Consider the following 12,645-nt stretch of genomic DNA (forward strand, 5'->3'; position numbering starts at 1 on the left):
AAACTCCTTCTTATAATGTGCTCATCTTGGATAAAAAGATGGCGGCGGCATTTGCAGCATTCAGGTGTGCGACTTGCGGATCGATTTTGATTTTTAAAATAGTGTCAGAGAGATTCAAGATATCTTGGTCAATCCCGTGTCCTTCGCTACCGATAATAAGAATACATTTTTCAGGAAACTTATAATCGGCCACATCGATTGAGCCTGGGATGTTGGCAGTTGATAAAATAGTGTAGCCCAGTTCCTTTAGCCTTTTTAGATCCCCCCTAAAGTTAAGGGCATGATTCGTTTTCATGGCAAAAATATTACCCATGGAAACACGGATGCATCGTCTTAAGTAAGGAGAGCAGGTTTTTTCATCCATCAGCATCGATTTGATACCAAAAGCAGCACTTGAACGGACAATGCTTCCCACATTCTCAGGTGACGTCAGACCATTGAGTGCAATGATTCGATTGTCGAGCTGATCAAGAGGTGCATCTTTTGGTTTTTCGGCCAGGACTAAAACTTCAAATTCAATTTTAAATCCGGCCACGGATTCAAGGACTTTTTTATCGGCAGCAAAAATGTTCTCGCCTGAAAGCTGGTGTCTTTCGATAAACGCTGGCGTTGCCAGGATTTTATGAATCGGCTTATGGCTCGCTCTTAATTGCAAAAAAAGCTTTTCAGCTTCGGCAATGATGAGGTCTTTTGAATTGAGTACATGATCACGGATTGAGATAAACTCTGCAATCCGTTGGTCATTGGGGTCTGTAATTTGAATCATGCTTTAAGAACTTTCTTTAAATATTTACCAGTAATTGATTTTGGGTTTTTGGCCACTTCTTCCGGAGTTCCTGTCGCTACGACCTCACCTCCACCTGTTCCACCTTCTGGTCCTAAGTCGATAACATGGTCAGCAGTTTTAATAACGTCGAGGTTGTGCTCAATAATTAAAAGTGTGTGACCTTGATCCACCAATTGTTGAAGGGCAGAAAGAAGGATTTTTATATCCTGGAAGTGAAGTCCTGTTGTCGGTTCATCAAGAACGTATAGACAGTGACCTTTGGTTCTTTTTGAAAGCTCGCGCGATAATTTTAAGCGCTGAGCTTCACCACCAGAGAGGGTTGTCGCTGGCTGACCTAGTTTCATATAACCTAGACCCACTGAGCGAAGTGTTTCAAGGACGCGAGAGATTTTAGTGTGGTTCTTAAAGAACTCACAGCCTTCTTCGATCGACATCTCTAGAACTTCAGCGATGTTTTTACCTTTATAAAGAACAGAAAGAGTCTCAGCATTGTAGCGAGTCCCCTTACATTCCGTACATGTTATATAAACATCTGGAAGAAAGTGCATTTCGATTTTCTTAACACCATTGCCTTCACACTCTTCACATCGACCGCCTTTAACGTTGAAGCTAAAACGCCCTGTTTTGTACCCTCTGATTTGCGATTCATTTGTTGAAGCAAAGATATCGCGAATATCATCAAAGAGACCGGTGTATGTCGCCGGGTTTGAGTGTGGTGTTCTTCCGATTGGAGACTGGTCAAGTTCGATAACCGTCTTGATTTCATCTACTCCGGCAAGAGCATTGTAGTTGGCCTTCGAGTAAAGGGTTTTGTGAGTGTTTGTTAAGTGCGTTTTTAAAGCAGGAACCAAAACCTTATGAACCAAAGTTGATTTACCTGAACCACTTACTCCTGTAACACATACTAATCCACCAAGAGGGAAATTAACGTCGAGTTTTTTCAGGTTGTGCTCAGTGGCCCCAGTTAACTTTAAAAATTTAGTCGCTTTCTTTCTTGTTTGCGGGACCGGAATGCGGTCTGCACCAGAAAGGAATCTTGCTGTCAGTGATTTTTTATCGCTTAAAAGTTTTGCAAGTGGCCCGTGAGAAACAATTGTCCCTCCGTGGATACCTGCTCCAGGTCCCATATCGATAATGTAATCACTCTCATTCATCGTATCTTCGTCATGTTCAACAACGAGAACAGTGTTGCCCAGGTCGCGAAGAGTCTTTAGTGTTTTTATCAGGCGGTCATTGTCTCTTTGGTGAAGACCAATACTTGGCTCATCTAAAACATAAAGAACGCCAGAAAGAGCGGAACCGATTTGAGTTGCCAGTCTGATACGCTGAGACTCACCACCGGAAAGAGTCATGGCACCTCGATTTAACGTCAGGTAGCTTAGACCGACATCATTTAAGAAGCGCAAGCGTGAAATGATCTCTTTAAGTAGCTTTTCCGCGATGATTTTCTTTTCACCATCTAATTTGATGGCATTTAGGTATTCAAAACAATCAAAGATTGAAAGTGTACAAAGATCCATGATGTTCTTGTCGCCGATCTTTGTAGAAAGAGCGATGCGATTTAAGCGCAGGCCTTTGCAAGACGGGCAACATTTAATGTTCATGTATTTTTCTAATTCAATGCGGACTTTATCCGATCCACTTTCCAGGTATTTTTTCTCCAGCCATGCTGAAAGACCTGGGAAAGCTTTCGAAAACTCAAAATGCGAGTTTTCTGAAGTGAATGAGTAACGGTAAACTTTATCTGAACCGTTAAAAAGAATATCTTTAAACTTCTTTGGAAGTTTTCTAAAAGGCAGGCTTACGTCTGCACCTTCTTCTTCGGCAATGGTTTCGACCATTTTGTAAAGGAATGAACTTTTCTTAGAAATAGGAGTGATCGCTCCTTCTAGAAGTGGAAGGCTTTCATCAAAGATCATCAGGTCAATATCAAAAATCTTTGTTTCCCCTAACCCATTACAAACTTCGCACGCACCGATTGGTGAGTTGAAAGAAAACAGACGTGGTTCAAGCTCAGGATAAATTTTATCGCCGTTTGTTGATTTGTTATGCTCAGAAAAATTCAGGACCTTGTTGTCATTAACCAGGATTTGAACGTTTCCTTCTGCAAGCTTTAAGGCGTATTCAATAGAGTCGGCCAGGCGTTTTTCGACATCGTCTTTAAGCACGATACGATCGACAACGATATCTAGTTGGTACTTTCCTTTTGGCGCTTTAATATCTTCATCAAGTTGAATCATTTCGCCGTTTAAACGAGCGCGGGTAAATCCCATCGTCTGGAACTTGCTTGAGATTTCTTTGAACTTAATTTTATCGTTATAAGGAATAGGTGCAAGGATTTGTAGCTTGGCTTTATCCCCTGCTTTTAAAACTTCTCTTGTAATCTGGCTTGGGGTGTATCTTCTAACTTCCACACCTGTATCTGGATCATAAAGAGTCCCGATGCGAGCATAAAGAACGCGCAGGTAATCGTAGATCTCAGTTGTCGTTCCAACTGTTGATCTTGGGTTTTTGCTAGATGTTTTTTGGTCAATCGCAATCGCAGGACTTAGGCCTGTGATTGATTCCACTTCAGGTGGTTGGTATTGGCCTAAGAATTGTCTGGCATAACTTGAAAGAGATTCAATATAGCGTCTCTGTCCTTCAACATAAATAGTGTCGAAAGCCAAAGAAGATTTCCCTGAACCAGATGGCCCAGTAATAACAGTAAGAGTGTTCTTCGGGATGCTTATAGTAACATCCTTCAAATTATGAACCGCTGCTTTTACAACGTTAATTTCGTTTATCGACATACTTCATAACCTCGAAAGCTTGTTTAAAGAGAAAAATCAGGCCGGTTGGGTTAGCTTTATTTTTACCATATAAATCGAAAGCCGTGCCGTGATCAACGCTTAGACGCAAGAACGGAAGACCCATAGAGATATTTAATCCGATGAGTCCGTGCATCGCTTTGAATTGGGCAAGACCTTGATCGTGAAACATATAAACAAATAACTGCTTCTTTGTTTCATCGTGGTGCATGTGAAGTGTATCACCAGAATAAGGGCCTTTGAATTCTAATGTGTGTTTCTTTTTTAATTGGTCAATGGCCGTGGTGATTATTTTATCTTCACTTCCTAAGATTCCGTTTTCACCAACGTGCGGATTGATTCCTGAGAAGATCACTTGTTCATAATCAAAGAAATATTTTTTATAAAACTCAATCGTCGTATTGGTTTTCTCAACAATCAGATCAGTGGTGATAACTTTTGTCACATCTTTGAGCGCCACATGATCGGTGATTAAAAGAACATTTTGTGAAGTTCCTTTAAATGTCATAGAGATGTTTTTGTTATTGAAGTATTCACGGAAAAACTCTGTGTAACCGGCTAGGCTTTTCCCATCATGGATCAATTGATCTTTTGAGGTTGGAAGAGTCACTAAAATATCTTCAGGCTTAATCACGTTTAAAACATGAACGAGAGAAGATGTTGAAGAAGGAATCCCCTTTTCTATTTTGGGATGAATGACATTAAGATCTTTAAAATTATCTTTTTTAAAGCCCAGGTCCTTAAAATTAGTGTTTAAGTCCTGCTCATTAACAACGAGTGTGACAGCTTTCTTCTCTCTTTCTGAGAGAAGTAAAAAAGCCTTAAGAAAGATCTCGAGACCAATGCCCCTTTCGTGTCCTTGAGTTACATAGATCATCTCTTAATTCCATTAGAGAGAAATTTTGATGTAGTGTTTATTTCTTTCTCTTTCAAACCATACTGACGTTTCAGATTTTACGGCCTTTTCAAAAAGCTGATCTTTGATCTTATCTTTTTGAGAAGCGAAAGCTTCAGTTTCTACCAGGTCTTTTTTCCCAAGATAGAAAACGTGGTACTGGTTATTGATAACGATTGGAGTCGTTAGTGCGCCTTCGTCAGTTTCCTTTAGAAGGTTTTTAAGTTCAGTTGTCACCCCTTCTTCACTGATGTCTTCAAGATTTGTCACTGTTAGTGTTGAGTAAGCTTCAGGTAGAACGCCATTTACACGGTATTGTTTTACGATTTCTTCCATCTGACCTTTGGTTGGTTTAGAAACAACATCTTTTCCAACAGCATAGTCGATTAAAGAGTATTTGAAGTTAAGGCGTGAGTCCTTAATGTTGTTTTTGTAATAAGTGTTTTTTACATCTTGTTCAGAGATAGCGATAAGTGGAGAGACAACGCGGTTAACGAAGTAGCTGTACTCGATAGCTTCTCTTAATGTTTCAAAGTACTCATCAAATGAAGTTCCTTGTTGCTTTAAAAATCCCATTAGAGATTTTCTATCAACGCCTAGGCGCTCTTGGTTTGATTTAATTTGTGCTTCAACCTGGTCATCAGTAATGGTGTATCCAAGTTCAGAAAGCTTAGCGCGGATTAAGTATTTGTTGATGGCAATCTGTAGAAGTTCGTCATTTGAGTAGGCGCTTTTGTCATAGATCATCGGAGCAACGTTCTTTTTGATCGCCAGGTTGCTGTTGGTTCTATTGATTTGTGAAAGAGTGATGATGTTGTCGTCTACGATAGCTGCGATTTTATCGAGAAGTTTGGCTTCAGCGGAAAGAGAGATCAGAAGAGTTGCGAGAAAAAAAAAGCGACTTGCGAGTTTCATTTTAACCTACTAAAACTTAAAACCTTATAGGGTTATTAGAGTAAGTTATCTGATATTACTACGCAAGTCGCAAGGCTATTGTTAGCTGTCTATTTTAACCATTCTTTGTTAACAGTAATTTTTGCACCTTTACGTGCGTCAGCAAAGTATTCTTCAAGGATCTTGTCACGTTTTTGGTCGTAAACAATCTTCTTGTATAGTGCTGGGTCAACTTCTTTCCATTCCTTAACCCCTAGAACTTTAATGATGTGATACCCGAACTGAGTTCTTGTTGGAGGTGAAATGTATCCGTTAGCTTTTCCGTTGATTGCTCTGAAGTATTCTGGAGCGTATTTAATTGCTGGCAGGTAACCAAGATCCCCTGCTGCTGGAGCAGTTGAGCTTTGAGAGTACTTGTTAGCAAGTTCCGGCCATTGTTGTGGTTTTGATTGAAGTTGTTTGTAAACTTCCAGAGACTTTTTCATTGCTTCTTCAACTTCGGCCTTGTCTGGAGCGACTCTTACGCGGAAAAGAATATGAGCTGTGCGGTATTCTTTGTTTTTAGCGTAGTAATCTTGTGCTTCTTTGTCTGAAACCTGGATGCCTTGAAGTTTCTTTTCTAAATCTTTTGAGATTTGAGCATGGTAGAGAACGTCTTCCATTTTTGACTTAACGATTGGGTCATCTTGAAGTTTCGCTTCTTTTGCTTTTTTGATCCCGATTTCGCGGTTGATAATGTCATTGAGAACTTTTTCTTTTGTAACGATTTTGTCCGAAACAAACATCAGGTTTTGTTCGAAGGCCTGATCAAGTTGTCCTTTCTTAATTTCCACACCGTTAACTGTCGCAACAATAGCTTCAGGGTTAGTGTTTCTTGGGTTCGTTGCTGGCTGCTCCTTATCTTGAGCGTAAGCCGACACTGAAAATGCCAGGGCAAGAATCGATAAGTAATTTGATGTCTTCATCACTATTATCCTCAGAAAAGTTAATTCTTTAACACGCAATAATGTATGTACTTTTAATGATAGCAGAAAATAAAAAAAGGAAGTGTAAATTCCTGAAAAAATGCTCCAGTGGAGCATTTTACCGGTTTTAGTCTATTAATAAGATCAGATATTTTTAAGAGTTTCAGGAATGCTAAGATGGAATTAAATGTTCACTAATCGACTTAGAAAACTTGAGTAAGTCATTCTGAGTGACCGCTGTTTTTTGGTTATAGATAACTCGATAATCTGGAGTAAATTGATAGATTTTTGGTCTTGAGATAAAGAAGTTCACTACGCGATCACGCAGATCTGGGTTGGCTTCAAGAAACTGCTTATCAAACTTTAATGTAATGGCCGTTCCACCAACCTGAACAGATTTTAGTCCAAGTGTTTGCAGGAAAATTCTCGTTTCTAAAACCATAAATAGATTTGAAAGCTCTTCGCTGAAAAGTCCGTAAACATCCTGGAATTCTTCTCTGATATTTTCCAAAAGTTGATGAGTTTCACAGTTTGAAAGACGTTTGTACTGCTTCAGGCGCTCGCTTGCATCACTGATGTAGTGATTTGGAATGAAGGCCGGAAATGGTGTGAGAATTTCGATGTCCTTTTTAAGAATTTTTCTTTCACCACGCAGTTCATGGATGGCATCTTTTAGAAGTTCCATATAGAGCTCAAGCCCAACTGCTTCGACGTGCCCGGATTGTGTCGCTCCTAAAATATCGCCGGCCCCGCGGATTTCTAAGTCGACAGAAGCAATGTTAAATCCAGCACCCATATCAGCGTAAGTTTGCAGAGCGTGTAGCCTCTTTTGGGCGATTGTCGAAATTTCGCGCATGCGTGGGACAACAAAGTAAGCGTAGGCTTTTTTATCTGAGCGTCCGATTCTTCCTCGTAGCTGATGTAGTTGTGCCAGACCGTAAGTGTCGGCGCGGTCGATGATCATCGTATTGGCATTGGGAATATCAATCCCCGATTCAATAATTGTTGTGGCGATAAGGACCTGGTATTGACCATTGTAAAAAGAGTTAATGCGGTCTTCGAGTTCTTTTTCACCCATTTGCCCGTGAGCAAAAGTGATTTTTGCTTCGGGAACAAGTTCTCTAATTGAAGCCGCGTATTGTTCTATGTCGCTTACTTTATTGTGAACAACAAAGACTTGTCCCCCACGTTGAAGCTCTTTTTGAAGAGCATTCTGAATGGTGAGTTCGTCTTCTTTAATAACGTAACTTTTAATTGACTGACGTCTTGGAGGTGCTGTTTTAATCAGTGATAAATCGCGCAGACCAAGGAAGGCCATTTGCAATGTGCGAGGAATCGGAGTTGCTGTTAAAGTCAGGAAATCAACCGAAGCTTTCATGAGTTTTAGCTTCTCTTTATGTCCAACTCCAAAGCGCTGCTCTTCATCGACAATAACCAATCCAAGATCAGAGAATTTTAATTGGTTTGAAAGAAGTTTGTGAGTCCCGATTAAGATATCGATCTCCCCTTTTTCTGCTTTCTCTAAGATTTCCTTAGATTCTTTCGCTGATTTAAAGCGCGAGATAAACTCGATGCGAACTGGGAATTCTTTAAAGCGCTTTGAAAAAGAGTTGTAGTGTTGAAGCGCCAGAATGGTTGTTGGTACCAGGACTGCAACTTGCTTTCTGTCTTCAACAGCTTTGAAAGCGGCACGCATGGCCACTTCAGTTTTACCAAAACCAACGTCGCCACAAACCAGATAATCCATTGGCACAGGTTTTTGCATGGCCTCGAGCACTTCCTGAATGGCGCGCGCCTGATCTGGTGTCTCTTCAAATGGGAAGGCCAGTTCAAATTCTTTATACAAATGATCGGGAGGAGAAAAAGCGTAAGCAGAAGAAGACTGTCTTTCGGCCTGTAGTTTTAAAAGATCAAAGGCCAGGGCCTTGGCCGATGTACGTGCTTTAGCTTTTAGAACCTGAAACTTATTAGTGCGAAGGCTGTCCGATTTTAAAGAGGCAGCAGCATCAGCATGTTTTTGAATCAGGTTTAATTTATAAACCGGAACATAAACTTTATCGTTGTCGGCATATTTTAAAACGAGGAAATCACTCTTATCACCGGCGATATCCAGCGCTTCAAGACCTAGATATTCACCGACTCCATATTCACTGTGAATAACATAGTCACCGCTTTTAAGTGTCGCCAGTTGTTCAGCGAAAAGATCGAGGTCAACTTTTTTGTATTTCTGAGCTTTCGTTTTTTTAGCAGCAAACAAGTCTCCGTCACTGATGATCAGAAATTTCTCGCCTTCATAGTAAAAACCCTCAGAAACCCTGAACGGTAAAAATTCTATTCTCTTTTTCAAATCACCAGAAAAACCCTGAAGGTCAATCAAGTGCTGAATCTCACCTTTTGATGAATCACTATAAGAAGAAAAATAAATTTTCCCCTGATACTCAAAGTGCTTCTTGATAAAATCGAGTGCAGCCTTAATGTATTCAGGTTTTGAAAGGGCCGGGTTGATGTGTTCGTTTAAAAACGTTTTTGTTTTAATTAAACGCAGGTCAACGGAATCGGCAATATCACCAAAAGTCATGTTGAGGTTGAGTTGATCAACCAAAATAACTTTGCTGTCTTTCATGTTGTCGATGAAAGAAAAATCATAAATTTTATTGTAAATCGGAAGAATGTTTTCGCTGTTGATGTTTTCTTCAGCATTATCAAACTCAAAACGCATTCCCTCTGCATATTCAAGATAAGCTCTTTCCGTTTCATTAGCGTTTAAGATGCTAACTTGAGTTTGCGCGAGATCGAAATAATGAAAAATTGTTTCCGGGTCTTTGAAAAATAATGGCACGTAGACCGGATAATTTTCAAAAAGAAGTCCGTCACTCAGGCGTGCAAAGAGCGCTTTTCTGAATTCGAATTTATTTTTAAACGCTGGTCCTGGTTGTGGAAGATTTTCTCTTAAAGTCACAGGAAAATCATGATGTGCCAGGATTCCTGCGGCCGGTGTGATACAAACAGTATTTATCGAATGATCACGCAGTGTTTTTTGCGTATCTAAATCGATGGCAAAAATACTTTCGATTAAATCATCGAAGTACGACAGTCTCACGGGGTTGCCACCAACTGGGTAGATGTCGAAGATCTGCCCTTTTTGAATAAATGTTCCAGGTTCTTCGACAGATGTGGCCGAAGAATACCCCATGCTCACCAATTTTTTTGCAAGGTCAATTGGTGCGATGATGTCATCTGGCCTGATGATAAAACTAAATTCATTGAAGAACTGTCTCGGAGGTGTTCTGAGTGAGAGTGCTTCAAAGCTTGTGATAAGAATAAATTTTGTTTTCGTTTGATCAAGTCTCGTGAGTTTGCTCAACACTTCAAGTCGATCATAAAAGTTTTTCTCAGAGGAAATCACTCCGGAATACGGCGATGCTTCAAGTCCAGGGTAAAACATTAATTCTATGCTGTTTTCGCTCTGGGCCAACTGAAGAGAGTTGAAAAAATCTTCGGCTTCGTCGTTTGTAGGGGCAATGATCAGTTGCGATTTCTTAAGAAATAATTTCGTATTTTCTCGCAAAAATGTGTTGAGAATGAACGACCACTGCTCCGTGGTTGCACCGTATAAATTTAGTGGAGATGAAGCATGTTCATCCCATTCTAAGATCTTTTGAAGCAGGGAATTAAAGTGACTCATATGACTATCATTTCAACTAATAAAACATTTCCAAGATATTATATTTTCGTGTAATCTAAGGAAACTAAAAAAATAGGATTTTTTTCTCGGAGATCAAGATGTCGACATTTAATCTAGACGTCTACATGCCCGTCGTAATTTTAATTGCGCTCGCACTACTTGTGGCAGGTGGATCACTCTTTTTGGGGAGCTTAATTCGCCCTCACAACCCAAACAAACTGAAGGAAACTGCATACGAGTGTGGTGAAGAGCCTGTTGGTACTGCTTGGGCGAACTTTAACATCCGTTTCTACGTTATCGCGCTAATCTTCATTATTTTCGATGTTGAAAGTGCTTTGATGTTTCCTGTAGCGGCTGTGTTCAAAAAATTCAATGAAATCGGAATGGGTGGGACGCTTCTTATGTCGATCCTTACTTTCGTTCTTGTTCTTGTTGCTGGGATTGTCTACTGCTGGAAAAAAGGCGACCTTGACTGGGTTAAAAGCTTTCAGCACGTCAACCAGGATGCACCTACTTTCGGGAAAAAGGACTAGGCATGAATTCAACTGTAGTATCATATTTTGCACAATCGAATGAGTTTCAAAACGTAGTTGGATGGCTTTCAAAAGTTTTAGGCTTTGATGCTTCTTCACTCGTTGCTTTTATTATCTTCGCAATCTTCGCACTCATCATCGTTGGAGTTATGGCAACAATCGGTGGTCTTGGTACATACGCTGAAAGAAAGATCTCAGCCGATCTTCAAGCTCGTGTGGGTCCAAACCGTGTTGGTCCATTTGGTCTTCTTCAATTCCTGGCCGACGGGGTGAAGATGATCCTAAAAGAAGACATCATTACAACAAATGCAGACAGGTTTACTTTCAACCTTGCTCCTGTTCTTTGTATGGTTGGTGTGTTCGCAACTCTAGCAGTTGTCCCTTACTCAAGTGGTTTCATGCTGGCGGATCTTAACGTTGGTATTTTCTATCTTGTTGGTATGGCCTCTCTTGTGGGTGTTGGTGTTTTCCTTGGTGGATACGCTTCAAACTCAAAGTGGTCTATGCTTGGTGGTATGAGAGGTGCTTCACAAATTATCTCTTACGAAATCCCGGCTACAATCACAATCATCTCAATCGTTCTTCTTGCTGGTGGATTATCAATGAAAACATTGATCAACGGTCAAGGTGGAGCACCACACGAGTGGTTCTTGCTTCACAACCCGTTTGCTTTCATCGGCTTCTTTGTTTACTTCATCTCAGCTCTTGCTGAAACAAACCGTGCACCATTCGATCTACCTGAGGCGGAATCTGAACTAGTTTCTGGTTACCACACTGAATACTCTGGTATGAAGTTCGGTCTATTCGCTCTTGCCGAATACATCGAAGTTTTCGTTGTTTGTGGTGTTGCAGTTGCCCTATTCCTTGGTGGATACAAAGTTCCTTTCGACCTGGGATCTGGAGCGATCCTTGTTGAGAAGCTTGGCCTAGATGCAATGCTTGCTCAAAACGTTGGACAGCTTCTTGAACTTGGAGCTTTCTTCACAAAAACTCTGGCTCTTTACTATGTAGTTATCTGGGTACGTTGGACGCTTCCACGTCTTCGCGTTGACCAACTGATGACACTTTGTTGGAAATACTTAACTCCAATCGCAATTTTCAACCTATTAGGTTGCGCGATCTGGATGTATGCATTTGATGGAAAATCAATTTTTACTTTAATTATGGCAGCTGCTTCTGGCGGCGGTGCTCATCACTAATTAAAGGATAGGGAGAATACTGTGTTTTCAAATACACTCTTTTTAGTTTCTGCATTACTCACTATTGGTGGGGCAGTGGCAGTTGTTGTGAGTAAAAACCTGATGCACGCTTGTATCTACCTTCTTGCTTCATTATTTGGAGTGGCTGGTCTTTACGCTTGTATTGGAGCTGACTTCCTGGCGGCAACTCAGTTAGTTGTTTACGCTGGTGGGGTTATCATTCTAATGCTTTTCGCGATCATGCTTACAGGTGGTTCTGGAAACCGCGTAAACAAATATGGTCTTGAGAAAATCCCGGCAATGGGTAACCCAAAGACTTTCTTCTTTGCTGGTTTCGCGGCCCTTGTTTCAGCGGCAGTCCTTATTAAGGTACTGGTTCCTGTTTTTAGAAACAGCGGGACTTTAGTTGCGACAGACAATGCTCCGACTGTTGAAAGAATTGGAACACTTTTAGCGACAGATCACATCTTAGCTTTTGAAATTTCATCGGTTCTACTACTGGGCGCTCTTATTGGTGCAGCAGTAATTTCTAGACCAAGGAAAGAAATCCATGATTAGTTTAGGCGCCTACTTAGGCATTTCATTCATTCTATTTCTTTGCGGCGTTATGGTTATGGTCGCAAGAAAAAATATTATCGCAATGTTATTAGGGATCGAGCTTATCCTTAACGCTTCGGCGCTTAACTTCGCGGCTTATACAAAATTCGCTAACGGCAATCTTGAGGGACATATTATGAGTCTTTTCATTATTGTTATCGCTGCTGCTGAAGCTGCGGTTGGATTAGGGATCGTTATCAGATTCTTCCAGTTAAGAGAAAGCATCCATATTGACGATGCGGCAACACTACAGAACTAATATAAAGGTAAGGATATAGAG

The 12,645-nt window shown here is 40.6% G+C and carries 10 protein-coding genes; 4 read left to right on the top strand and 6 right to left on the bottom strand.

Annotation, left to right across the window (positions count from 1 at the left end):
- Positions 1–10: 10 nt before the first annotated feature.
- The 6 genes from C0V70_RS00085 to mfd form a co-directional block, all read right to left on the bottom strand.
- On the bottom strand, positions 11–766 hold the full coding sequence (locus C0V70_RS00085; RefSeq protein ID WP_102241824.1) for a TrmH family RNA methyltransferase: 756 nt from the start codon (positions 764–766) through the stop codon (positions 11–13).
- The gene (gene uvrA, locus C0V70_RS00090) at positions 763–3,579 is read right to left on the bottom strand and encodes an excinuclease ABC subunit UvrA (protein ID WP_102241825.1); all 2,817 of its coding nucleotides are present in this window, start codon (positions 3,577–3,579) and stop codon (positions 763–765) included. The genes C0V70_RS00085 and uvrA overlap by 4 nt, the downstream gene beginning before the upstream one ends.
- On the bottom strand, positions 3,560–4,474 hold the full coding sequence (locus tag C0V70_RS00095; RefSeq protein WP_102241826.1) for a PdxA family dehydrogenase: 915 nt from the start codon (positions 4,472–4,474) through the stop codon (positions 3,560–3,562). The genes uvrA and C0V70_RS00095 overlap by 20 nt, the downstream gene beginning before the upstream one ends.
- A 12-nt stretch (positions 4,475–4,486) precedes the next feature.
- Positions 4,487–5,407, bottom strand: coding sequence for a peptidylprolyl isomerase (locus C0V70_RS00100; RefSeq protein WP_102241827.1), 921 nt, complete (start codon positions 5,405–5,407; stop codon positions 4,487–4,489).
- A gap of 89 nt (positions 5,408–5,496) precedes the next feature.
- Complete coding sequence (locus C0V70_RS00105) at positions 5,497–6,351, bottom strand: peptidylprolyl isomerase (RefSeq protein WP_158649502.1); 855 nt, start codon at positions 6,349–6,351, stop codon at positions 5,497–5,499.
- A gap of 172 nt (positions 6,352–6,523) precedes the next feature.
- Positions 6,524–10,036 carry a transcription-repair coupling factor gene (mfd, locus tag C0V70_RS00110; RefSeq protein ID WP_102241829.1) on the bottom strand — a complete coding sequence of 1,171 codons (3,513 nt, stop codon included), beginning with the start codon at positions 10,034–10,036 and terminating at the stop codon, positions 6,524–6,526.
- Between the two features lie 98 nt (positions 10,037–10,134).
- On the opposite strand from mfd, the gene C0V70_RS00115 reads away from it, so the two are divergent.
- Genes C0V70_RS00115 through nuoK form a run of 4 tightly spaced genes read left to right on the top strand, consistent with a single transcriptional unit; the run spans position 10,135 to position 12,624 of the window.
- Positions 10,135–10,569, top strand: coding sequence for an NADH-quinone oxidoreductase subunit A (locus C0V70_RS00115; protein ID WP_102241830.1), 435 nt, complete (start codon positions 10,135–10,137; stop codon positions 10,567–10,569).
- A gap of 2 nt (positions 10,570–10,571) precedes the next feature.
- Complete coding sequence (nuoH, locus tag C0V70_RS00120) at positions 10,572–11,768, top strand: NADH-quinone oxidoreductase subunit NuoH (protein WP_102241831.1); 1,197 nt, start codon at positions 10,572–10,574, stop codon at positions 11,766–11,768.
- A gap of 21 nt (positions 11,769–11,789) precedes the next feature.
- Positions 11,790–12,326, top strand: coding sequence for an NADH-quinone oxidoreductase subunit J family protein (locus C0V70_RS00125; protein WP_102241832.1), 537 nt, complete (start codon positions 11,790–11,792; stop codon positions 12,324–12,326).
- Entirely contained in the window at positions 12,319–12,624 is a 306-nt protein-coding gene (gene nuoK, locus C0V70_RS00130; RefSeq protein ID WP_102241833.1) for an NADH-quinone oxidoreductase subunit NuoK, read from the top strand. Before C0V70_RS00125 ends, nuoK begins: the two co-directional genes overlap by 8 nt.
- Positions 12,625–12,645 lie beyond the last annotated feature (21 nt).

Origin of the sequence: Bacteriovorax stolpii (assembly GCF_002872415.1) — a bacterium.
Taxonomy (GTDB): domain Bacteria; phylum Bdellovibrionota; class Bacteriovoracia; order Bacteriovoracales; family Bacteriovoracaceae; genus Bacteriovorax; species Bacteriovorax stolpii.